Origin of the sequence: Caballeronia sp. INML1 (genome assembly GCF_023631085.1) — a bacterium.
In the GTDB taxonomy this organism is placed as follows: domain Bacteria; phylum Pseudomonadota; class Gammaproteobacteria; order Burkholderiales; family Burkholderiaceae; genus Caballeronia; species Caballeronia turbans.
Window position 1 is genome coordinate 176,702 of the sequence record NZ_JALQDT010000051.1, and the last position, 23,766, is coordinate 200,467.

The window sequence follows — 23,766 nt, forward strand, 5'->3', positions numbered from 1 at the left end:
ACCTCCGCTCGCCGCGCACGCGGCTTGCCATTGCCGGAGGCCGGGCCTCGTCAAGGACGCGCGAGGCTAGGTCTTGGGCTTCTCGATTGAAGCTTTCAGTTCCCTCAGGGCGTCTTCCATTCGCTTGCTCACGAGCGCATAGGCTTCCGCCTGGGTCTGCTGAGTGGTGCGCGCGATGTCCTGCATGTCGGCGAGTGCGTTGTGCAGCGCGCGTTGCACGACTTCATTGGCATTGAACGGAGGTTGAGTCGACGTGTTGGCGAGTTGTTTTGCGATGGTTTCCAGATCGCTCAAAGTCCGGCGCAGTATTTCGACCTGTTTGTCGCGCAGCGCTTCCATGCCGCCGAACGCGACGCGGTTGGTCGCCGCGAGCGCTTCGACGTCCTTGCGCCGCGATTCCATGATCGCGGTGACATCGAACCCTGGAAGCTGGTACTGCTGGAACATGGCGGCAAACTGGCTGAACGGGTCGCTGAAATTTTGATTCATCGTGCCTCCCCAGGATTCTGTCGGTCGAATGCGAGCCATTCTTGCGGGCAAAGGCGAGGATGGCCCGAGCAGCATGCGCCGTCCGCGAAATCATGCCAACCTGCAGCCGGCACCTGATACTACCAATATAAGCGTTGGAAACGGGCAAGGGAAAACACCAGAACGGGCGTTTTCTTGCGCAGCCCGGCGCGCGTGACGAGGCGGCGCAGCGGAGTACTGGCGAGGTTGATACAGGTCAAGCCATGCCGAGCCGCGCAAACGACCATGAATCATGGCGGCGCGACATCGACACGAGCGCGATGCGGTGAGTCGGGCCGGCGCCGCCCGACGGTCGGGAGAACATCATGATCAGGGGTGAAGGGCGCATTGTCGCGGCCTTGGGCGCCGTGTTCGTGACGCTGGGCGGCATCGATGCGGCGCTGCGCGGCCTGCTCTTCGACGAGACGGCCGTGATGTACTACGGCGTGCTCGCAATTCTCATCGGGGCTGCGTCGTTCGTCGTGATGCTTACGCCGTTGCCGGGCGACGAGCCCTGAGATTGCGCGTTCAGATCAGCCTCCCTCTTCGCCGGCGAAAACGCCGTGCTCCGCCTTGATCTGTTCGCGGTCGATGCACTGCACGTGCCAGCGTCCGGTGCTCTTCGTCGCCGCGCCGTCCGCATACCACAGCACGCGCCCCGCGAGACCTTCGCTCGGACCATCCGGTGCGTCGACGTCGAGGCGCTCCAGCACGCAGATCGGGTCGCCGACTTTCTGGCCGCAAATCATCGTGCCGTTCTTTCCCGAACGCAGGCCGCCCCAGTCCGGCACTTCCACCGCCTGGTGACCCTCGCGCGACCAGCGGCGGGTTTCCTTGTCGAGCCACAGGATGGCGAAAGCCGCCGATTGAGCGCCTTCGAAGCCATCCAGCTTGACCGTGATACGCATGTCATCCTCCATGAAACGATTCGATGGACGAGACGCTCAGCGCTTTCGCGCTGGCCATGAGCGCCGTCGGTTGAATGGCGGCTTGCACCGCGCGTATTGTTGAGGCGTTACAGCGCGGTCTGCGGAGACCGCGATCAAGGTTCGAACTGCGCGCGGCGGATAAGTTTTAAGCGCGGCGCATGTAATGGGTTCCATCGCCGAGGCGCTCTGAAACTTGCTGTGCCGCAACAGCAAAGACAGTCGAACCGATAAAGCAAGACCGATGCCGAAACATGTTCGCCGCGCACTTTCACATCGGCACTGCATGGGTTGAGTTTAGTACGACAATCTGACGCTTTGGAGACAAGCATCGGAGGCATATCGACGCATGTGGGCCTGAGTCCAACTCGATGAATGCGGCGCATCATCGGGCGATTGGGGGCTAGAACGACGCTCGTTGGTCGTGCACATGTGCACCACGTCGGCCTCGCGCGCCCCACGGCGACGCCGACACACGCGCTGCGCCGATGCGCGCTAAAACAAAAGCGCTGCGCTGCAATATCACGGCATGCATGCAGTAGCAACGAACTCAGGAGACGTATCCATGCGCGCAATGGTTTTCGACGGCAATGCCCCCGTTTTACAGATGCTCGACCTGCCGGATCCCACGCCGCATGCAGGCGAACTGCTCATCGACGTCCATGCGTGCGGCGTGTGTCGAACGGATCTGCATGTCATCGACGGCGAGCTCGCGCATCCGAAGCGGCCGGTGATTCCGGGGCACGAGATCGTCGGGACGGTCGCGCGACTCGGCGACGGCGTGACGGGCTTCGCGCCCGGCGATCGCGTGGGCGTGCCGTGGCTGGGTCACACGTGCGGACATTGCCGCTACTGCACAGCGGGCCGCGAGAATTTATGCGATACACCCGGCTTCACGGGCTATACGATCGACGGCGGTTATGCGGACCGCGTCGTCGCAGATGCACGTTACTGCCTGCATCTGCCGCAGCGATATTCGGATGTCGAAGCGGCGCCGCTCTTGTGCGCGGGACTCATCGGCTATCGCACGCTCGCGATGGCGGGCGATGCGCAGCGCATCGGCATCTATGGCTTCGGCGCGGCCGCGCATATCGTCGCGCAGGTGGCGAACCATGAGGGTCGCTCGGTCTATGCGTTCACGCGTCCCGGCGATACCGCCGCGCAACGGCTCGCGCTCACTCTGAAGGCGCATTGGGCGGGCGGCAGCGACGAAACGCCGCCCGACGAACTCGACGCCGCGCTCATCTTCGCGCCGGCCGGCGCGCTCGTGCCGGCGGCGCTCAAGGCGGTCGCGAAGGGTGGCGCCGTGGTGTGCGGCGGCATCCACATGAGCGACATTCCTGCATTTCCGTACGACCTGCTCTGGGGCGAGCGCCGCGTCATGTCGGTGGCGAATCTCACGCGCGAGGACGGGCGCGCGTTCATGGACATCGCCGGGCAGTTTCATCTGGATCTGCACACGACACCTTATCCGCTCGGCGAAGCCAACCGCGCGCTCGCCGATCTTCGCGAAGGCAGGCTCACGGGCGCGGCGGTGCTGACGGTCCGCGCGTAGTCCGGGAAAATCGACGAACGTTCGTCAGTGGTGTTCGAGCATCGTGCGATCGACGATGCGCACTTGCCGCCCGTTGAGACCGATCGCGCCCTCGCGTTGCAGCTTCGACAGCATGCGGCTCACGGTTTCCAGTTCGAGTCCGAGATAGCTGCCGATGTCCGAACGCGTCATCGGCAGGATCAGTTCGTTCGCATGTTCGCGGGCTGGAGCAGTGCACGCGTCGAGGCGCTCGGAGAAATCGAGCAGGAACGCGGCGACGCGCTCGCGCGCGGGCATCGTGCCGAGCATCAGCGCGAGACGCGACGCGCGCACGATTTCCGCGCTCATGATCGCGAGCAGCTCGTGCTGCATGGCCGCGTACTCGCGGCACAGGGGTTCGAGTATGCCGACCGGCATGATCCGCACGACGCTTGGCTCGAGCGCGATGGCGTCGCTTTCGTGCCGCCCCGTGCACACCCCGTCGAGGCCGAGCGTTTCATTCGCGAAGTGAAAACCCGTGACCTGCGTGTGCGGAGCGCTGTCGTCGCTGACGCTGGGATACGTCGCGACGGCCTTGAAGCAGCCGCCTTGCACCGTATAGAGGCTGCGCAGCGGCTCGCCCGTGCAATAAAGCGCGTCGCCGCGCTCGACGGTACGGGTCGGAAACGGAATGGCGTCGGTGTCCGAGAAGCGGACGTGCAGCGTCGGCGCGGCGCGCCTGACCGAGGCGTCTGGGTGGATCGACGGTTCCATGACGGGTTTCCTCCTACAGACTCAGTATGGTTCACGGATGAAGGAAAGGAAAACCCGGTGCGTCTGCGGCGCGACGTTCAGAATTCGACGTCCAGTTCGTCGATCTCTTCGGCTTCCTGCTGCGCATCGGCGATCCACTGGCGCATTTCCGGCATGGCGAGAATGCGCTCGCCGTACGCGACGATATCGGCGTCGAGCTTTACGTCGTAGGTGACGAAGCGCGTGACGACCGGCGCGAACATCGCATCCGCGCACGTGCGTTCGCCGAAAAGATACGGACCGCCGTATTGCGCGAGACACTCGTGCCAGATGGTCACGATGCGCTCGATGTCGGTCTGCGCGCGCGCCCACACCTTGAAGCCGGGAAAGTGCGCCTTGAGGTTCATCGGCAAGGCGGAGCGCAATGCGGCGAAGCCCGAATGCATCTCGCCGCAGATCGCCCGGCAATGCGCGCGCTCGGCACGTTCCTTCGGCAGCAGGCGGGCGCCGGGGCGCACTTCGTTCAGATACTCGCCGATCGCGAGGGTGTCCCAGACCTTGATGCCATCGTGAAAGAGACACGGAACGAGAATCGATGGCGAGAGCAGCAGCAGCTCGGCGCGCGCGCCGGGATCGTCCGCGGGCATCACGACTTCCTCGAACGGCAGTCCGCTGAACTTCGTGAGCAGCCAGCCGCGCAGCGACCAGGACGAATAGTTCTTGCTGCTGATGGTAAGCGTGGCGTTCGCCATGAGGTTCTCCTCGCGCGTCGTGCACCAAGACGGATCGAGCGCGGCGCGTGCGGGCACCGAAAGGCGGCAAAACGCGCTCGTGAACGGTAGCGGTGCAAAGGGTATGCCAGTCGCTCGGTCGGGTGAGCCGTCGCCACGGTCGACTGGCATACGTATTGCCTTGTTTCGTTGCTCCCATTCGACGCATGCGCGGCCCGCGTGCAAGAGAGATGAATCCCTTTGCTTACGCGGGCTATCAGGCCTGGTCCGATTCGATGCTGCCGATACGCCACGCCGCCTCGCTCGCGGGCGGCGCGCTGCGGGTCTGGAAGGAGATCGGCGCAACGCCGCAAGGCCGCGGCCTTAACGCGATCTGCGAACTGATCGAGCTTGCCGGACTCACGCACGCGCGGCCGGCGTTCGGTATTGCGGAAGTGGACGTCGAAGGCCAGCCGATGCGCGTCGTGGAAGAGGTGACGGCGCGCACGCCGTTCTGCGACCTGCTGCATTTCCGCAAGGCCGATGTGGCCGTTGCGCAGCCCCGCGTGCTGCTCATCGCGCCGATGTCGGGCCACTTCGCGACGTTGCTGCGCGGCACCGTGCGCACGATGCTCGCCGACCACGACGTCTATATCACCGACTGGCGCAATCCGCGCGACGTGTCTCTGATGCACGGCCGCTTCGGCTTCGACGAGTACGTGCAGCACATCATCGACTTCATCGAAACGATCGGGCCGGGCGCGCATCTGCTCGCGGTGTGTCAGCCGACCGTCGCGGCGCTCTCGGCGGTCGCACTGATGGCCGAGGACCGGCATCCCGCTGAGCCGGCGAGCATGACGCTGATGGCCGGTCCGATCGACACCCGCGTGAATCCCACGCGCGTAAACGAGCTCGCGAAGAGCAAGCCGATCGAATGGTTCGAGCGCAACCTGATCGGGATGGTGCCGTTCGGCTTCGCGGGCGCGATGCGGCGCGTCTATCCCGGCTTCATGCAACTGGGCGCGTTCATGTCGATGAATCTCGCGCGCCACCTCGAATCGTTCGAGGAGATGCATCGTCAGCGCGCGAAGGGCGATCCCGCTCAGGCCGACGTGATCCGTGTTTTCTACGAGGAATACTTCGCGACGATGGACCTCACCGCGGAGTTCTATCTGGAGACCGTCGATACGGTGTTTCAGCGGCACGCGTTGCCGTTGAAGCAACTCGAAGTGCGCGGCCGCAAGGTCGATCCGTCGGCGATCCGGCGCACTGCGCTCTTCACCGTCGAGGGCGAGCGCGACGACATCTGCGCAGTCGGCCAGACGCTCGCCGCGCAGGATCTGTGCGACAAGCTGCGGCCGTACCTGAAGGCGCATCACGTGCAGACGGGCGTCGGGCACTACGGCGTATTCAACGGCAAGCGCTGGGAGCGGCAGATTTATCCGCGCATCCGCGCGTTGATCCACGACAACGAGCCGAGTCCCGCCGGCGTCAACGCGCGCGCGCAGCCGATGGTCCCGTTGCAGGCGATCGCACCGCTCGCGCGCGAATCGACGGTCGTCGAGGAGCAGGCGCAAGCGGCGAAAGAGGGCGGCGCGAAGCAGGCAATCGCCGATCCCGACGACGCACACGCCACGAAATAGCGTCAGCTCGCCGCCGCGCCGGAAAGCGGCAGCACGATGCGCGATTCCGCTCCGCCGCCTTCGCGTGCGCGCAGCTCGAGCGTGCCGCCATGCAGCCGCGCGATGCGCTCGACGATCGCGAGACCGAGGCCCGTGCCTTTCGGCTGGCCTTCGCCGCCACCGCGTTTGAACGGTTGCTTGAGCGCTTCCGGATCCTGTTCGCCGAGTCCCTTGCCGCGATCCGCGATCACGATGCACGCGGCATTCGCCCGCGCGTCGGTCCACGTGCGCACTTCCAGCCCGGTCACGCCGTACAGCACCGCGTTCTGCATCAGGTTCATGAGCATGCGCAACATGCTGATCGGGCGAAACGGGAACGGTTCGATGTGGCCGAGATCGAGCGCGAACTCGTGTCCCAGTCCCGCGAAATCGGCAGCGAGACTGGCGATCAGCGCATTCAGATCACCGACGATGGGCGTCTCCTTCGCGCCGCTGCCCGCGTAATCCATGAACTGCTGAAGAATCGTGTCGATGGTGTCGAGATAGCCCTCCGCCGATGCCGCGAACGCCGCATCCTTCGCAGGCACGGAGGACATCGCCATGGCGAGGCGCAGCTTGGTCATCGGCGTGCGGATGTCGTGCGAGATGCCTGCGAGCATCAGCGCGCGCGTCGCTTCGGCTTCCTTCAGCGCGGCCGTCATGCGGTTGAACGCGCCGCTCACTTGCGCGATTTCGGTGGGGCCGTCCGTCGGCAGGACGCCCGGCTCGCCGCCCGCGGAAACGAGCCGCGCGGCATCGGCGAGATGCGCGAGCGGGCGGTTCAGGTGGCGCTGGATCACATAGGCCGTCGCGAACGCGAGCGCGCCGAGTCCAAGCGACAGAAGGAGGGCGGTCACGAGGCCGTCGTCGTGTGCCGCTTCGGGCACCGGCAACGCAAGCCAGCGCGGCTCGCCCGACAGATGCGCGCGGATCCACAAGCGTTGCTGGCCGTCGTCGGCCGTTTCGCCGCCTTGCCAGCGCACGAGCATGCCGGCGGGCAAGTGCTGCCGCAGGCTCTCGATGAACGTCTGACGCTGATACGTTTGATAGAAGCGCAAGCGCGATCCCGGCGCCGTCTCGTGCGCGCCGGCGGGCAAGTCGCGGCGCAGGTCGAGGTGCGCGGCGACTGTTTGCGCGGCGTCGGGTGGCGTTGTTTGCAAAAGCGTGTCGAGCGTGACGATGTAGCTTGCGAACGTCGCCGCCGCCCGCTCGATGCGCGGCGTCTGGATGAAGTGCAGCAGCACCGCGATCGCGCATACCTGGCTCACGGCGACGAGCGCGACCAGCAACAGGATGTTGCGCGCGAAGAGCGAGCGCGGCACGAAATGGACGCGACGCACGGCGCTCACGATTCGATTTCGGCGAGCAGCATGTAGCCGACGCCCCAGACGGTCTTGATGAAGCGCGGCTTGCCCGGGTCTTCCTCGACGATCTGACGCAGCCGCAGCACCTGCACGTCGATGCTGCGATCGAGCGCATCGTGATCGCGGCCGCGCGTGCGGGCGATGAGGTTGTCGCGGCTCACCGCGCGGTTCGGCGACGAGCCGAGCGCATGGAGCAACTGCATCTGCGCCGAATGGATATCGAACGGCTCGCCGTTGCGATAGAGCTTTTGCCTCGCGAGATCGAGGCGGAATTCGCCGAAGCGGACGACCTGCTGCGTGTGCGTCGGATCGCCGGCGGCGATTTTCTGGCGGCGCAGCAGCGCGCGCACGCGAGCGACGAGTTCTTGCGGCAGGAAGGGTTTGGCGAGGTAATCGTCGGCGCCGGTTTCGAGGCCGATCACCTTGTCGACCGGATCGCCCTTGGCCGTGAGCATCAGGATAGGCAGCGTCTGGCCTTCGGCGCGCAGGCGCTTGCAGACCGAGAGGCCGTCTTCGGGCTCCATCATCCAGTCGAGCACGAGCAGGTCGTAAGGCTCGCGCTGAAGGTAGCGGTCGAGCCGCTTGCCGTTCTCGACGACGCGGACCTCGAACCCCTGCGTACTCAGAAAACGCTGCAGCATGTTGCGCAACTCGGCTTCGTCGTCGAGCACGATGATCTTCGGCAGGGTTTCCATGGATGCTCCCGGATCAGCGTTGCGTGGCGTGCTCGCGCATGAAGGCTTCGATCTGCGGCAGCGTCACGTAGCCGTTCTTCTGTGTGTCGATCTCATCGAAGTGCCTGGCCACCATCGGCATGCCGGCCGACGCCTGCTCGCGCGTGAGCTTGCCGTCGTGCGTCGTGTTCGCGCTCGAGAAGCGGGTCTGCAACTGCCCGAGCGCGTGTTCCACGCGCGGACTCGCGCCCATCGGCTGGGTCGCGGTTTGCGCGAACGCGGCGCACGCCACGCATGCCGCAAGCATGACAAGAATTTTTCGCATGGCTTTCTCCCTGGCCGGATACGAATGAACGTCGACGGTGATGCCATTCTATTGAGCCGCACGGCGAACGCAATCTCACGGATGCTACGAATCATGTCGCCGGATTTCATGCGCGGATCCGCACGCTTTTGCCGACATGCGGCGACATAAGTTACGGCTCACGCTTGGCGCGACGCTTCGCTATCGTTCTCATCGCCGGCAGACGTGTTTCGTTCACGCTGCCGAATTCCATGTTCCACGATGCATGAGGACTTCACCATGAACATCCGTTTGCTTAGCGTCTCCGCCGTTGCCGCCATCAGCCTGACCTGCGCCAAAACCGCAGCGGCTGGAACGAGCGTGCAGGTTTCCTATGTCGCGCCGGCCGTCGTCTACGCGCCGCCGCCGCGTCCGGTGTACTACTACGCGCCGCCGCCGAGGCCGCCTTATTACTACGTGCCCGCGCGCACCGTAGTCGTCGCGCCCGTGGCGGTCGCCGTGCCTCCGCCTCCGCCGAGGCCGGTCGTCGTGGTGTCGCCGTATGTGGTCCCGCCGTCCGTCAGGATCACGTATGCGCAACCGGTGCTCGCGACGCCCGTCGTCGTGATGCATTGACCGATGCCACGCTCGCGTTTGCGTAATCCGGTGGCAGGAGCATAGTGCATCCCGGCCGCGCCCAATGCGTACTGCAATATGCAACCGATATGCAGCGATACGCGGCGATGCAATGCGCGCCTGCCTCCTATACTGAATGAACCGCGTCGACCCGATGGGCCGATGCGGCGGCGACCCGGCGCTTCGCGCCGTTTCATGGCGTTCCAACAGGAGGATCGAGCCATGCTATTCATCGTCAACTGGACTGCGCAGCCCGAGGTCGAACGCCAGGCGGCCGAGCGATTCATTCAAACCCGCGGCGCGCCGCCCGAGGGCATCAAGCTGCTTGGACGCTGGCATGCGATCGGCTCCATCTGGGGCGTCGCCGTATGCGAATGCGACGACATCGAGCCGCTCGCGTGCTGGGCGCACGAGTGGGCCGATCTGTTCATGTTCGACATCAAACCGGCGATCACCGACGAGCAGGTCGGCAAAATGCTGTTGGAATATGCGCAGCGACAGTAGACGAACACGCCGGCCGATTCGTCGTACGAACAGCGATGCACAGGCCGGTGAGTCAGGGTTTGTTTGGCTGGCAGCGGAACGGACAATGCGTCACTATCACAAACGTACTAGTTAGTTCAAATCTGAGCGCCGTTCGCGATCCTGCATTGTTGCCGCAAGAATGGCGCCTTCAAGGAGCGAAGCGTGACCCAATCCCCTACGAAAGAACCGTGCGTGATATCGGTTGCCATTACCGGCTCGGTCCCCCGCAAGAAGGACAATCCCGCCGTGCCGATCACGATCGCCGAACAGATCGAGAGTACGCATGAGGCGTATGAAGCGGGCGCGACGCTCGTGCATCTGCATGTGCGCGATGAAGATGAACGCTCCAGCTCGGACCGGCATCGGTTTGCGGACTTGCAGGAGGGCATCCGCAAGCATTGCCCGGACATCATCATCCAGTTTTCGACGGGCGGGCGCGGACGCTCGTTCGAGCAGCGCGGCGCGATGCTCGACTTGAAGCCTGACATGGCGTCGCTGGCGACGGGCTCGGTCAATTTTCCGACGATCGTCTACGAGAATCCGCCCGACTTCGTACGCTCGCTCGCGCAGATGATGCTCGATCACAATGTGAAGCCCGAGATCGAGATTTTCGATCTGGCGATGCTCTATAACACCGTCGATCTGGTGAATCAGGGCTTGTTGAAGTCACCCGTGCACGTTCAGTTCGTGCTTGGCGTGAAGAACGCCTTGCCCGCGCGGCTCGAGATTCTCGAATTCGAAGTCGAGCAGTTGAAGAAGAACTTGCCCGATGCGACGTGGACCGCTGCGGGCATCGGGCGTCATCAGCTCGAAGTGAATCACTGGACGCTGCAGTTGGGCGGGCACTGTCGCACGGGGCTGGAAGACAACGTGCGCTGGGACAAGGACACGCTCGCGAAAAGCAATGCGCAATTGGTGAGTCGGGTGGCGTCGCTGTGCGCGGAGTATGGAAGGCCGGTGGCGACGGCGCAGGAGGCGCGGAAGTTGTTGTCGATTTGAGTGTTGTCCATGCGGGTCGAGGCGCGCCGTCGGGAAACCACGGCGCGCTTTTTGTTTGTCTTTTCACCTGCGCGGATCGTGACGCCGCCGATGCGGGTACGCGTCTGCATGTCCATTGGCGACGACGCGACCAGCGTCCTGCCCGCGCTTTCATCGATGGCCGACGCAGCTTCCCCGCCAGCGATCCCGCGCCCGAGGGCTCCGACGCATCGACGTGCGGATCGAGCAAAGTCGGCTCCGCTTAGCCTTCTGCGCAGCACGAAACCCGAACGTACAACCGAAATAAAATTCGTTGATATCGCTTCCCAGGCTTATTCAAGACGGTTTCCCGACGATTCCATTTGGCACTCAATTAGCCTTGTTAGTTGCCTCGCGTCAGTTTTTTTGCAAGTAAGAAAGTTCGACTGAAGGCCTTCGGATTTTGAAACATTTTGGATTCCTTAATCGGAATAGAGGTTTTTTCAGAATTTATGAATTGAAACGCCCGCCGCGAAGGCCAAGAATTGCGGACCTCCATTGTGGCGGGAGCGTATAGATATACCAATGTTACGTCTTGTAACGTTAGTAAATCTAACTATTTGGTCATATCTACGCCACTGAAGATCCTGAATTCGAATGCTGGCCGACCGGCCGCAAACTAAATGCAAGAAATCACAAGCTGTTTCATTTATCTGTCCTGGCGAGCGGGCGCTTCATGCCGAGTCGTGAATGTTGAGCGATTGAATCTACGAGGTTTCGAGTGAACAAAACGTATAAGGTGGTGTGGAGTCAGGCGTCTGGAGAGTGGGTGGTTGCGCATGAATTTGCTCGGACCAAGGGGAAGAGCACGAAGCGATCGGCGGTTGTGGCTGCCTCCGCGATGGCTACGTTTGCGGGCGGAACGGCGCACGCGGTGGATGCGAATAGCTATGTAAATGGTGTCTTCGACGCGGACGCATATGTGAACTGCTTCTCATCGACGGCTAGCGGTCCGCAGGGCGGCGCAGCGTGTGACAGCGGTGGCAAGACTGGAGTGGGCTTTGTCGCGTTTGACCAGGCTGCGCTGGTGGGCGCTTATGCCGTCGCTACGGACTCCAACACGCTTGTGTTCGGTACCGCGGGTGCCGACCAGCTGACCATTGTCACAGATCCCGGCACCAGTATGACCACGATCAACGCATACGCGCAGATCAACATGAACCGGGACAAGATCACGGGACTGGCGCCCGGACTTGTGAATGCCGCTAGCTTGGACGCGATCAATGGCTCTCAGCTCTTCACGGTGTCCAGTTCGATGTCCTCAGGCCTGAGCACGGCGTCAAGCAGAGTGAATTCGCTCTCGACGGGTCTGAGCACGGTGAATTCAAGTGTCAATTCACTGTCGACTTCGGTTTCGATTGGCTTGAGCACTGTGACGTCGAACGTGAGTTCGTTGTCGACGGGATTGAGCACGGTGAGTTCAGGTCTCGACTCGCTGTCGGGTTCGGTTTCGACCGGCTTGAGCACGGTCACGTCGAATGTTGGTTCTCTTTCCACGGGTCTCAGCACGGTGAGTTCAGGTCTGGACTCGTTATCGAGTTCAACCTCGTCGGGATTGAGCACGGTTACCTCGAGCGTTGATTCACTTTCCACGGGTCTCAGCACGGTAAGTTCCGGTCTGGACTCGCTGTCGAGTTCGACCTCGACGGGCCTGAGCACGGTGACCTCGGGCCTCGATTCACTGTCCAGTTCGACGTCGACGGGTTTGAGCACGGCGACGTCTAGCGTCGCTTCGCTTTCCACCGGCCTGAGCTCGCTGTCGACAGGTTTGAGCACAGTTACCTCGAACGTTGATTCACTTTCCACGGGGCTCAGCACGGTAAGTTCCGGTCTCGACTCGTTGTCGACATCGACCTCGACGAGTTTGAGCACGGTGACCTCCAGTCTCGACTCGCTGTCGACATCGACCTCGACGGGTTTGAGCACGGTGACATCGAGCGTCGCTTCGCTCTCCACCGGGCTGAGCACGGTGACGTCCGGTGTGAACTCGCTGTCTACGGGTTTGAGCACGATCACGTCTAGCGTGAGTTCGCTATCCACAGGGCTCAGCACGGTGAACTCCGGTCTGGACTCACTGTCGACATCGACCTCGACGGGCTTGAGCACGGCTACTTCGAAAGTTGATTCTCTTTCCACAGGTCTCAGCACAGTGACCTCCGGTCTGGACTCATTGTCAACCTCGACCTCGACGGGCCTGAGCACGGTGACCTCAGGCCTCGACTCGTTGTCGACCTCGACCTCGACGAGTTTGAGCACGGTGACCTCCAGTCTCGACTCGCTGTCGACCTCAACCTCGACCGGCCTGAGCACGGTGACCTCGAGCGTCGCTTCGCTCTCCACCGGGCTGAGCACGGTGACGTCCGGTGTGACCTCGCTGTCTACGGGTTTGAGCACCATCACGTCTAGCGTGAGTTCGCTATCCACAGGGCTCAGCACGGTGAACTCCGGTCTGGACTCGCTGTCGACATCGACCTCGACGGGCTTGAGCACGGTGACCTCCGGTCTCGACTCGTTGTCGACATCGACCTCGACGGGCTTGAGCACGGTTACATCGAATGTTGGTTCTCTTTCCACCGGTCTCAGCACGGTGACATCTGGTCTGGACTCGTTGTCGACCTCAACCTCGACGGGCCTGAGCACGGTGACCTCGAGCGTCGCTTCGCTCTCCACCGGGCTGAGCACGGTGACGTCCGGTGTGACCTCGCTGTCTACGGGTTTGAGCACCATCACGTCTAGCGTGAGTTCGCTATCCACAGGGCTCAGCACGGTGAACTCCGGTCTGGACTCGCTGTCGACCTCAACCTCGACCGGCCTGAGCACGGTGACCTCAGGCCTCGACTCGTTATCGACCTCGACCTCGACCAGTTTGAGCACGGTGACCTCCGGTCTCGACTCGCTGTCCACCTCGACCTCGACAGGCTTGAGCACGGTTACATCTAATGTTGATTCTCTCTCCACAGGGCTCAGCACGGTGACATCTGGTCTGGACTCGCTGTCGACCTCAACCTCGACGGGCCTGAGCACGGTGACCTCGAGCGTCGCTTCGCTTTCCACCGGACTGAGCACGGTGACGTCTAACGTGGACTCGCTGTCCACGGGACTCAGCACGGTTACGTCCAATGTAAGTTCCCTGTCGACAGGATTGAGTACAGTCGCATCAAATGTTGATTCTCTTTCCACGGGTCTCAGCACGGTAAGTTCCGGTCTCGACTCGCTGTCGACCTCGACCTCAACGGGCTTGAGTACGGTGACCTCGGGCCTCGACTCGTTGTCGACCTCGACCTCGACAGGCCTGAGCACAGTGACATCGAACGTTGATTCTCTTTCCACAGGCCTCAGCACGGTGACCTCCGGCCTCGACTCGCTGTCGACCTCAACGTCGACAGGCTTGAGCACGGTGACATCGAGCGTCGCGTCGCTTTCCACCGGCCTCAGCACGGTAACCTCCGGCATCGCGTCTCTGTCGACGGGTATCGACACGCTGTCCGCATCCACCTCCACGGCTGTGACAACGCTGTCAACCGGCATCGTTACGCTTTCGACCTCGACTTCGACCGCAGTCGTCTCGTTGTCGACGGGAGTCCATTCGCTGTCGGTCGCCTTGGACAACACCGTCCAGTACGATGATCCGGGTCACACGAGCGTTACGTTCGGCACACCGGGCTCGCCGGTTACGCTCAAGAATGTCGCGCCTGGGACGGTAGATGCAACCAGCCTGGAGGCGATCAACGGCTCGCAACTCTTTGCGACCGCGCAAAGCGCCGCGGAGGCGCTGGGCGGCGGATCATCCGTTGACGCCGACGGCAAGATCACCAAGCCGACCTACACGTTCACCGACAATTCGACGTTCGACAACGTCGGCGACGCGCTCACCAACCTCGACGGCCGCGTCACGCAGAACACATCGGACATCAGCATCATCAACACGACGCTGAGCACGATCAACAACGGCGGCGGCATCAAGTACTTCCATACCAATTCGACCCTTCCGGATTCTTCCGCGCTCGGCGTCGATGCGGTGGCGATCGGCGGCAACGCGATCGCATCTGCGGATAACGCCGTTGCGCTCGGCTCCAACTCGTTGGCGGATCAGCCGAACACGGTATCGGTGGGCTCGGCGACCTCGCAGCGTCGCATCACGAACGTCGCGGCCGGCTCGGATGCGACCGATGCCGTCAACGTCTCGCAATTGACCTCGACGATCTCGTCGAGCCTTGCAAACGTAGTGACCTACGACGATCCGACGCGCAGCAGAGTCACGCTGCATGCGCAGGATCCACAAGCGCAGGTAACGATCGACAACGTGGCCAACGGGAAGGTCGACCAGACGAGCCACGAAGCGATCAACGGCTCGCAACTCTTTGCGACCGCGCAAAGCGCCGCGGACGCGCTGGGCGGCGGATCATCCGTTGACGCCGACGGCAAGATCACCAAGCCGACCTATACGTTCATCGACAATTCGACGTTCAACAACGTCGGCGACGCGCTCGCTAACCTCGACGGCCGCGTTACGCAGAACACGGCGGGCATCGCCACGATCAACGACACGCTGAACAACATCACGACGGGCGGCGGGATCAAGTACTTCCACGCCAATTCGACGCTGCCGGATTCGTCCGCGACGGGCGCGGACTCGGTGGCAATCGGAGGCAGCGCGTCGGCAACGGCGGCCAACTCGGTGGCATTGGGTTCGAACTCCGTGGCGGATCGTCCGAATACCGTTTCGGTCGGCTCGGCAAACGCGTCGCGTCAGATCACGAACGTGGCGGCCGGCACGGAGGACACGGACGCCGTCAATGTGTCGCAGTTGAAGCAAGCGGGCCTGATCGACGGCGACGGCTCGTCGAAAACAGCCGTGACGTATGACACGGGTACGGATGGCAAAGCCGACTATTCGAACCTGACGCTCGGCAATGGCACCGGCGCGACGACGATTCACAACGTCGCGGCGGGCGTTGCGGGCACCGATGCCGTGAACGTGAACCAGATGAACGCCGCGCTCGACCGCGTGACGAACATCGCCGAGAGCGGCGGCAATCCGTTGTTCGCGGCCGACGGGGATCGCAACACCGAGGTTGCCAGCGCTACCGGCGCCCACGCTACCGCGATGGGCGCGAACGCGAACGCGAGGGCGGACAATTCGGTCGCGCTCGGTGCGAGTTCGGTGGCCGACCGGGCGAACACGGTATCGGTCGGATCCGCAGGCAACGAACGTCAGATCACGAACGTCGCCAACGGCACGCAAGACACCGACGCGGTCAACGTCCGACAATTGAACCTGGCATCGGCGCAGGCGCAGAGCTACACCGATTCGCGCATCGCTGGCGTGCAGAGCCAGATCAACAACGTCGCCAGCACGGCTTACGGTGGTATCGCCGCGGCGATGGCCGCAGCCGGATTGCCGCAGCCTACCGCTCCGGGGAAGACCATGGTGGCCGTCGCGGGGGCGCGTTACGCGAGCGCATCCGGCGCGGCGATCGGTATCTCGTACGTGACGCAGGACGATCGGTGGGTGGTGAAGGCGTCGGGTAACACCAGCAGTTCCGGCAATATCGGGTTTACCATCGGCGCGGGTCATCAGTGGTAAGCGCCTGACGTAGCAGCCGAGTGATCGGGGCGGGCGACGCAGCTGCTGCGTCCACCGCTTTTGCGTTGCTCGGCTTGTCCCCGCGACGTATCACCGCGCAAATAATCTGCCTTACAATCGGTCTCCACCCTGACAAGCACGACAAGCGCGAACATGAACGAGCGTAAGTCCTCCGGACTCGCCGACCGGATCTACAGCGACATCCTCAATAGCATCGTGGAAGGCGAATTCAAGGAGGGCGATCGGCTCCTTACCGAACACGCGCTCGCCGAACGGTTCGCGACCTCTCGCCCGACCGTGCGCGAAGCCCTCGCACGGCTGCGCGCGGACGGCATCATCGTGACGCGGCGCGGCTCAGGCACCACCGTCGGACGCCGCCCTGATGCGGACATGCGCCGTTTCGCGCCGCTCGAAACGCTGTCGGACATCCGCCGCTGCTACGAATTTCGGATCGTGACAGAGTCCGGGGCAGCGGAATTCGCCGCCCTCAAGGCTGACGATGACGATATCCGCGCGATCCAGGATGCATGGGACCAGCTTGAGCGCGTCGTCGAAACGCGGCAGGGCATCGGCGCAAAAGACGATTTCGCGTTCCATCTCGCGGTTGCGCGAGCGTCGAAGAATCAGTTCTTCATCACTGCCTTGTCGTTCATCGAAGAACAGGTCGAAGTCAGCATGAATCTGTCGCGCAATCTTTCGTTCGTCAAGACGATCGAGCGGCAGCGCGTCGTCCAGCGCGAACATTTGGAAGTGCTCGAAGCAATTCGCGCGCGCGACGCCGCTCGAGCCGGGAAAGCGATGAAGGCGCATCTCGAGAACGCGATCGTCAGGATGTTCGGCGACTAGTCGTCGTCACAGTTGTCACACAACCTGCGTGTCGACGGCCGAAGTCATGCCCGCCGCAACAAAGTTGTTTGACAACTTAAACTGACGTCGATGTAGACCGCCAGCTATCTGTCCTTCGGCGAGCTTCATGAATCCGCATCGCAGCCGACGGGGCGGTGAGCGCGCTCCGTCCTGGCAAGAGCTGGGACCACGATCACGTGCCCGCAGCGAGCATGGCGAGTTGCTTGACTCGCCTCCATGGCCGAGACAGAAGGGGTGAGGCTCACTCAGGCACACATCCCTCGTGCGGACTGTCCATCGCACCGCGTGCATCGAGACCGTAGGGCGATGCGAGAAGGCCGTTCGGCTACGTTCAGAAGAGTCGATCAAGGTTCACCGGCACTTCTATTAAAGACACGCTTCAGGCGACAAAGAATTCAGCGTCCAAATCCGAGGAAGCGGCGATCAGCGCGCGCGCTTGGAAACATGCGGGCATCACGAGGCGCGTCGAGTACAGACCAACGCATGCGGACGATCTTGCGTCGACATGCGCGCGCCCATATTGCGTATCCGCGCGGCATCCTCCTGAACTCAAGTCGAACATCACGCCGACCAGGAAAACACCCGGTAACTCCTAAGGAAACACCGGTTAAATTCGAGTTAAACAGGCCGTTGGGGTATCTCCCGAGAGACCTTGCAAAGCGCTATCGCCAGAGGAAAAACCACGCTCACGCTGTTTCGGTAACAGCCTCAGCAGCCCCGATTTGCTTGACATCCTATGACCCTGTTAGCTATTTTTCAGCATCCGGTCGCCATGAGGACGCACGCGTACAGAGACCCGCTACATTCAAGGTGCCAAGCAAGCGGCGCACAAACGAATCAGAACGAAGCACAAACAGGCCGGCGATCGACCCGAACCAACAACATCGACGATACGACCGGACCTTTTCCCGACCCCTGGTTGCGAGAGAAGTGAGGAGACAACATGGCTTTCAAGGTAGGACTGTCAGTGAAGCTGGCGGCGGTTTGCGTCGCAGTTAGCGCGGTTTTCGGCATGAGCGCGGCACACGCGGCCGATCCCGTATCGATCAACATCGTCGACGTTGCGGGCAATCTGCAGCTCACGCAAAAGGGCTTCGAAGCGTTCAAGGCGAAATATCCGGACCTCGTTTCCAGCATCACCTTCACGAACGCGCCCGCGCCGCAGTTGCCAGGCAAGATCAAGGCGATGCAGGCGGCGGGCCGCTCGGACATCGACCTCGTCGTCACCGGCACCGACGCACTCGCGGCCGGCATCCAGCAAGGCCTGTGGGAGAAACTGCTCCCCGATAACGCGAAGGCGTTCCCCGGCGTGCTCGACAAGTACGCACCCGGCCCGCGCAAGATGCAGGACATCGCGCAGGGCTACGGCCTCGAAGTGACCTACATGCCCGCGGGGCCGCTGCTCGAATACAACCCGGCCAAGGTCACCGACGTTCCGAAGACGCCGGATCAACTGCTCGCGTGGTGCAAGGCGCATCCGAACAAGCTGATCTACGCGCGCCCGGCGAACTCCGGTCCGGGCCGCACCTTCCTGATGGGCCTGCCGTACGTGCTCGGCGACAAGGACCCGATGGACCCGATCAACGGCTGGGACAAGACCTGGGCGTTCCTCAAGCAGCTGAACGACTGCATCCCGTATTACCCGGGCGGCACATCGGCCGTCATGAAGGAACTGGGCGAAGGCACGCGCGACATGACGGTCACGGTGACCGGCTGGGACATCAACCCGCGCGCGCTCGGCATCGTGCCCGCGGAGTTCAAGGTGGCCGCGTTCGACAACATGACCTGGGTGAACGATGCCCACTACATGGTGATCCCGAAGGGCGTGCCGAAGGAAAAGCTCGACGTGCTCTACAAGCTGATGAACTTCATGCTCGAGCCGGCGCAGCAGGCGCTGACCTATGACGATGGCTACTTCTATCCGGGCCCGGCGGTGAAGGACGTGCCGCTCTCGATGGCGCCCGCGAAGAGCCAGGAAGTCATCCAGAAGTTCGGCCGGCCCGAGTACGCGAAGCTGCTGGCCGACCGTCCGCACGTGCTGCCGCTCAATGCGCAGTCGATGGTGGCGGCCTTCCAGAAGTGGGACCGGGAAATCGGCGCGGCGAAGACCAAGTAAGTTGGCGTAACGCTGTGATGAGACGGCGACGCTCCTGCCAGGGCGCGTCGCCGCTTGTACAAAAAAGCGCAGGAAATTGTCATGAAGCACACTTTTGAGCAGTTGCGCCTCGACTCGGTCTCGCGCAGTTTCACCAACGCCGAAGGGCAGCAGCTCGCGGCGTTGAAGGGGCTCGATCTGAATATCCAGCGCGGCGAGTTCATCGCGCTGCTCGGGCCATCGGGCTGCGGCAAGTCGACCGCGCTGAACTGCATCGCCGGATTGCAACCGCTGACGGGCGGCGGCATCTGGCTCGACGACAAGCGTATCGACGTGCTGCCGCCCGAAAAGCGCGGCTTCGGCATGGTCTTTCAGAATTACGCGCTGTTTCCGCACATGTCGGTGCTGGACAACGTCGGCTTCGGCCTCAAGATGCGCGGCATGCCGAAGGCCGAAGCGACCAAGCGCGCGAAGGCCGCCTTGCAGCTCGTGCAACTGATCGGCCACGATGCCAAGCTTCCCGGTCAACTGTCGGGCGGCCAGCAGCAGCGTGTGGCGATCGCGCGCGCGATCGTCATCGAGCCGCCGCTCGTTCTGATGGATGAGCCGCTTTCGAACCTCGACACCAAGCTGCGCATCGAGATGCGCGCCGAAATCCGCCGCATCCACGGCAAGCTGGAGCGCGCGACGATCTACGTGACGCACGATCAGGACGAAGCACTGTCGATGGCCGATCGCATCGTCGTGATGAAGGAAGGCGTCGTCCAGCAGGTGGCCTCGCCGAAGGAAGTCTATTCGCGGCCGAAAAATCTGCATGTCGCGCGCTTCATGGGTTTTCGCAACGTCGTGCAGGCCACCCTCGAAGGCACGCAGGGCGAGGCGGTCGCGGTGAACGCGAACGGCGTGCGGCTCGTCGGCACGCCGATGGAAGGCTTCGACAGCAAGCGCGTCAGCGTCGCGCTGCGCCCGGAAGACATGGAGCGTTCGACGCCCGGCGCCGAGAACGCCTTCGATGCGCACGTCGAAGTCGTCGAGTACGGCGGCCGCGATTCGCTCATCATCGTCAATTCCGCGTTCGGCAAGCTCTGGGCGCGCATCGCGGGCGAATGCAGCGAAGGCGAGCGCATCTCGCTGCGCGTGGCGCCTTCGAAAACGCTCGTGTACGGAGAAGACAAATGATCGCGCTTCCGGCGCAGCAACGCGATCCGAAGGGCTGGCTCGTCACGCCGGCGCTCTTCTTCATCCTCGCGCTGTTCATCTATCCGTTCGCCTACGGGCTGATGCTCTCGTTCAGTCCGATGAACGGCGGCAGCGTCTGGGCAAACTACATCACGTTCTTCACCGACTCGTCGATGTGGCCGACGATCATCGTCACGCTGAAGCTCGCCGTGCCCGCGACGATCATCAACGTCGGTGTGTCGGTGCCGGTCGCGTTCGCGTTGCGCCGCACCTCGCCGTGGCAGAAGTTCGTCACGACGCTGCTCGTCGTGCCGGTGACGCTCGGCACCGTGCTCATCGCCGACGGCATGCTGACGTACTTCAGCCCGAACGGCTGGTTTCCGCAGGCATTGCAGGCACTCCATCTCTATGGCGATGAAGTGCGCCTCACGCACAACTACTGGGGCGTGCTGATTTCGTTGATCGTGTCAGGGTTTCCGTTCGCGTTTCTGCTGACGCTGTCGTATGTGACCGGCATCGACCCGACGCTCGCGCGCGCCGCCGCGACGCTCGGCGCGAGCCCGTGGCAGCAGTTCCGTCAGATCTATCTGCCGCTGCTGTTGCCGGGTCTCACGATGACCGCCTGTCTCTCGTTCGTGCAGGCGTTCTCGGTGTTTCCGTCGGCGGTGCTGCTCGGTGCGCCGGCCGGTCCGACGCGCGTGATCTCGATCGCCGCCTCCGAAGCCGCGTTCGAAAACTACGACTACGCGCTCGCATCGACCATTGCGATCGTGATGGGCTTCGTGCAGTTGCTCGTCGTGGGCGGCATGCTCGGCGCGCGCCGCTTCTTCTATACCGGTCCGGTGACGGGAGGCAAGGGATAATGACGACCGATAACCGCGCGGCGTCCGGCTGGCAGGCCGGCGCCCCGACCGAAACCGCGAACGGCACCGGCAAGCACATGAAACAGCAAGTGAGCCTGCGCGACAGGCTATGGAAGTTCTTCGTCTGGGCGACGATGGGCTTTTTCCTCGTCAACGTGCTGCTGCTGATCGCGACCGTGGCCGTGAATTCGGTGGCGACGCGCTGGTTCGGCACGCTCTTGCCGCAGGGCTTCACGCTGCACTGGTACGCGCAGGCGTGGAGCGATTTTCAGCTCTCGAGCGTGCTGCTCGTGACGCTCGAAGTGGTGGGGGCGGTGGTGCTGCTCTCCATCGTACTCGGCGTGCCGGCGGCCTATGCGCTCGCCCGCGTGCAGTTTCCCGGCAAGCGTTTCGCGATGCTCGTATTCCTGCTGCCGCTGATGGTGCCGCCCGTGACCTACGGCATCCCGATGGCGACGGTCATGTACAAGTTCCATCTCGCAGGCACGCTGACCGGCGTGATCCTCGCGAACCTGGTGCCTGCGCTGCCGTTCGTCATTCTCGTGATGACGCCGTTCATCGAGCAGATCGATCCGAACCTCGAATCGGCCGCGCGCATCTTCGGCGCGAACACGTTCCGTTACTTCCGCTACGTGCTGCTGCCGCTGCTCGTGCCCGGCATGCTGGCCGCGGGGCTGCTCGTGCTGGTGCGGACCATCGGCATGTTCGAGCTGACGTTCTTCACCGCGGGGCCGACGACCCAGACGCTCGTCGTCGCGCTCTATTACGCCGTCTTCTCAACGGGCGTGCGCGCGCCGCAATCCATCGACGCGATGGCGATGATCTACATGGCCATCACGATGGTGTGGGTGCTGATCGCGCTGCAGTTCGTGAGCCCGACGCAACTCGTGTCGCGCGTGAAGGAACAGAAACAGTGACATCGTGCCCGCGCGGCTGCGCGGGTTCTTTTCCTATCGAAGTCGTGTCGTGACGAAATTTCGTGAAGTCGTACCGCTGAACGCCGGGCCGCGCCTGAGCATTTCGAGCGGGCCGCATGTCGTCGAAATCGCGCCGGCGGCGGGCGGGCGCATTACGCGCTTCGCCACGCAAGGCGCGCGCGGATGGCAGGACTGGCTCGTGCCGGTGACGGCCGTCACTTGGCCGTGCGACGCATGGCCCAAAGGCGGCAGCTATCCGCTCGTGCCGTTTTCGAATCGCGTGCGCGATGCGCGTTTTGCCGCGCCGGACGGTTCCCTCGTCGAACTCGCGACGTTTCCGGGCATGGTGCACGCGCTGCACGGCTTCGGCCAGTTCGCGGCATGGAGCGTCGAGCTTCAGGAGGCGGATTGCGTCGCGTTGCGCTACGTGCACGGCGAGGGCGAGCATGGCTGGCCTTGGGCGTTCGAGGCCGTGCAACTGATCGAAGCGAATGCGCACGGCGCGCGCTTGTCGATGCGCATCGCGAACCGGTCGTCCAGCCCGATGCCGGTCGGCCTCGGCTTTCACCCATACTTCGGCGCCCAGGAAGCCGAACTCCATGCGACGACGCACTGGCGTCACGAAGCGGAGATCGCCATCGAGCCGACGGTCGAGGCGCCCGCGCATCGACATGTGCGGGAAAGGGAAGGCTACACGCGCTATCTGGGTGGATGGGACGGCCGCGCCACGCTGCGTTACCCGGACGGCCGCTCGCTCCAACTGAAAGCCGACGACACGCTGAAGCACGTCGTCGTGCATTGTCCGGCCGGGGCGGGTTATCTGTGCGTCGAACCGGTCTCGCACGTGAGCGACGGCTTCAACCTCGCGGCGCAAGGGCTGCCCGAAACCGGCATCGCGCTCATCGGGCCAGGTAGTGAAATACGGGCGTCGCTCGCGATGGCAGTCGGCGAGACCCCGGCCCGGCGCGACGGCGGCGACGCCTGACGCGCGCTTCCACGCAGGCGCGCTCGCGAACCGCGGGAAGGCGCGACGCATGCGCCGGCAACCAGCCCCCGACGACGAGGCAAGCATCTCTGTTCATGGCGGCACCTCCGGATTCGGGACTCAGCGCGTGAGCGGCATGGAAAAGAACGACTCGACGAGATCGACGATGCGCCAGGTCGCGCAAGGCCGACGGCAGTGGGCATCGAAACCGGCTTCCTTGAGCGTCTGAACCGGGTCGGCGGGCCACACGTTGCTCATCGCGACGAGGAGCCGCCCGGTGACGTCCGCGTCCATGCGCAGCGTGCGCAGAAAGACATAGCCGGAATCGTTGTCAAGACGCGTATCGAGAAGCAGCGCCTGTGGCTGCCAGCTATGCACCAGCGCGCGCACGGATTTCATATCCTGCGAATGGATGACCTGCAAGCCTTTGAGCCGAAGTTGCACGGCGAGGGAATCGCCGATCGACTTGTCTTGATGGGCGATCAGCACACGGCGCGATGTGTCCGCCGTGCGGGCCCGCTTGATACGCCACAACGCGAATTCGCTTTCGTTGTCGGCCAGACGGCTTGACATCTCATCCTCCATTCTCGTATTGCGTTACGTGGTTGATTCGACTGCGACCAGTGTCGACCGAACGTACCGGCCGCTAAACCCGGCACGGGAGGGGGATGCGGTGGATTTTGTGAGACTGCCGAATGTATCCC

20 protein-coding genes and 2 pseudogenes are annotated in these 23,766 nt (G+C 63.2%); 14 read left to right on the plus strand and 8 right to left on the minus strand.

The features are described from left to right. Window positions 1-66 precede the first annotated feature (66 nt). Window positions 67-564 (minus strand): phasin family protein, encoded by a 498-nt coding sequence (locus NCR38_RS16940; RefSeq protein ID WP_250477413.1) that lies wholly within the window; start codon window positions 562-564, stop codon window positions 67-69. A gap of 269 nt (window positions 565-833) precedes the next feature. Here NCR38_RS16940 and NCR38_RS16945 point away from each other — a divergent pair, with 269 nt between their 5' ends. Then, window positions 834-1,025 (plus strand): DUF2964 family protein, encoded by a 192-nt coding sequence (locus NCR38_RS16945; RefSeq protein ID WP_061115867.1) that lies wholly within the window; start codon window positions 834-836, stop codon window positions 1,023-1,025. Between the two features lie 15 nt (window positions 1,026-1,040). Here the strand turns inward: NCR38_RS16945 and NCR38_RS16950 are convergent, their stop codons facing one another. Further along, window positions 1,041-1,415, minus strand: coding sequence for a DUF3564 family protein (locus NCR38_RS16950; protein ID WP_061116098.1), 375 nt, complete (start codon window positions 1,413-1,415; stop codon window positions 1,041-1,043). Between the two features lie 583 nt (window positions 1,416-1,998). On the opposite strand from NCR38_RS16950, the gene NCR38_RS16955 reads away from it, so the two are divergent. After that, on the plus strand, window positions 1,999-2,988 hold the full coding sequence (locus NCR38_RS16955) for a zinc-dependent alcohol dehydrogenase family protein (protein ID WP_061115866.1): 990 nt from the start codon (window positions 1,999-2,001) through the stop codon (window positions 2,986-2,988). 24 nt (window positions 2,989-3,012) lie between these two features. Here NCR38_RS16955 and NCR38_RS16960 read toward each other — a convergent pair whose 3' ends face one another. After that, window positions 3,013-3,720: a Crp/Fnr family transcriptional regulator gene (locus NCR38_RS16960; protein WP_061115865.1), complete on the minus strand. Its 708-nt coding sequence runs from the start codon at window positions 3,718-3,720 to the stop codon at window positions 3,013-3,015. A 77-nt stretch (window positions 3,721-3,797) separates the two neighbouring features. Beyond that, a complete protein-coding gene (locus NCR38_RS16965; RefSeq protein WP_061116097.1) occupies window positions 3,798-4,451 on the minus strand; it encodes a glutathione S-transferase family protein in 654 nt (217 codons plus the stop codon). Between the two features lie 209 nt (window positions 4,452-4,660). Between NCR38_RS16965 and NCR38_RS16970 the strand changes: the two genes are divergently transcribed. Then, window positions 4,661-6,052 (plus strand): polyhydroxyalkanoate depolymerase, encoded by a 1,392-nt coding sequence (locus NCR38_RS16970; protein WP_061115864.1) that lies wholly within the window; start codon window positions 4,661-4,663, stop codon window positions 6,050-6,052. 2 nt (window positions 6,053-6,054) lie between these two features. Here NCR38_RS16970 and NCR38_RS16975 read toward each other — a convergent pair whose 3' ends face one another. Genes NCR38_RS16975 through NCR38_RS16985 form a run of 3 tightly spaced genes read right to left on the minus strand, consistent with a single transcriptional unit; the run spans window position 6,055 to window position 8,433 of the window. Continuing rightward, entirely contained in the window at window positions 6,055-7,419 is a 1,365-nt protein-coding gene (locus tag NCR38_RS16975) for an ATP-binding protein (protein ID WP_061115863.1), read from the minus strand. After that, on the minus strand, window positions 7,416-8,129 hold the full coding sequence (locus NCR38_RS16980) for a response regulator (protein ID WP_061115862.1): 714 nt from the start codon (window positions 8,127-8,129) through the stop codon (window positions 7,416-7,418). Before NCR38_RS16980 ends, NCR38_RS16975 begins: the two co-directional genes overlap by 4 nt. Before the next feature lie 13 nt (window positions 8,130-8,142). After that, on the minus strand, window positions 8,143-8,433 hold the full coding sequence (locus tag NCR38_RS16985) for an EF-hand domain-containing protein (protein WP_061115861.1): 291 nt from the start codon (window positions 8,431-8,433) through the stop codon (window positions 8,143-8,145). A gap of 258 nt (window positions 8,434-8,691) precedes the next feature. Between NCR38_RS16985 and NCR38_RS16990 the strand changes: the two genes are divergently transcribed. From NCR38_RS16990 to NCR38_RS17045, 11 genes and pseudogenes are all read left to right on the plus strand, one after another. Then, window positions 8,692-9,027 (plus strand): hypothetical protein, encoded by a 336-nt coding sequence (locus NCR38_RS16990; protein ID WP_250477414.1) that lies wholly within the window; start codon window positions 8,692-8,694, stop codon window positions 9,025-9,027. Between the two features lie 222 nt (window positions 9,028-9,249). After that, window positions 9,250-9,531 carry a DUF3303 domain-containing protein gene (locus NCR38_RS16995; RefSeq protein WP_061115859.1) on the plus strand — a complete coding sequence of 94 codons (282 nt, stop codon included), beginning with the start codon at window positions 9,250-9,252 and terminating at the stop codon, window positions 9,529-9,531. Between the two features lie 183 nt (window positions 9,532-9,714). After that, the gene (locus tag NCR38_RS17000) at window positions 9,715-10,551 is read left to right on the plus strand and encodes a 3-keto-5-aminohexanoate cleavage protein (RefSeq protein ID WP_061115858.1); all 837 of its coding nucleotides are present in this window, start codon (window positions 9,715-9,717) and stop codon (window positions 10,549-10,551) included. A gap of 739 nt (window positions 10,552-11,290) precedes the next feature. Further along, window positions 11,291-11,416, plus strand: a pseudogene (locus NCR38_RS34470) (ESPR domain-containing protein); the annotation flags it as partial. Between the two features lie 348 nt (window positions 11,417-11,764). After that, window positions 11,765-16,156: pseudogene (locus NCR38_RS34475) on the plus strand (YadA-like family protein); the annotation flags it as partial. Window positions 16,157-16,309: 153 nt separating this feature from the next. Next, a complete protein-coding gene (locus NCR38_RS17020; RefSeq protein WP_061115850.1) occupies window positions 16,310-17,002 on the plus strand; it encodes a FadR/GntR family transcriptional regulator in 693 nt (230 codons plus the stop codon). 1,033 nt (window positions 17,003-18,035) lie between these two features. Continuing rightward, a complete protein-coding gene (locus tag NCR38_RS17025; RefSeq protein ID WP_409219294.1) occupies window positions 18,036-19,139 on the plus strand; it encodes an ABC transporter substrate-binding protein in 1,104 nt (367 codons plus the stop codon). Between the two features lie 81 nt (window positions 19,140-19,220). Next, window positions 19,221-20,297, plus strand: a complete 1,077-nt coding sequence (locus NCR38_RS17030) for an ABC transporter ATP-binding protein (RefSeq protein ID WP_061115847.1) — start codon at window positions 19,221-19,223, stop codon at window positions 20,295-20,297. Beyond that, complete coding sequence (locus NCR38_RS17035; protein WP_061115846.1) at window positions 20,294-21,160, plus strand: ABC transporter permease; 867 nt, start codon at window positions 20,294-20,296, stop codon at window positions 21,158-21,160. Before NCR38_RS17030 ends, NCR38_RS17035 begins: the two co-directional genes overlap by 4 nt. Before the next feature lie 77 nt (window positions 21,161-21,237). Continuing rightward, window positions 21,238-22,077: an ABC transporter permease gene (locus NCR38_RS17040; RefSeq protein ID WP_404989840.1), complete on the plus strand. Its 840-nt coding sequence runs from the start codon at window positions 21,238-21,240 to the stop codon at window positions 22,075-22,077. A gap of 49 nt (window positions 22,078-22,126) precedes the next feature. Next, window positions 22,127-23,062, plus strand: coding sequence for an aldose epimerase (locus NCR38_RS17045; protein ID WP_061115844.1), 936 nt, complete (start codon window positions 22,127-22,129; stop codon window positions 23,060-23,062). Window positions 23,063-23,182: 120 nt separating this feature from the next. Here the strand turns inward: NCR38_RS17045 and NCR38_RS17050 are convergent, their stop codons facing one another. After that, window positions 23,183-23,635, minus strand: a complete 453-nt coding sequence (locus tag NCR38_RS17050; protein WP_061116096.1) for a response regulator transcription factor — start codon at window positions 23,633-23,635, stop codon at window positions 23,183-23,185. Window positions 23,636-23,766 lie beyond the last annotated feature (131 nt).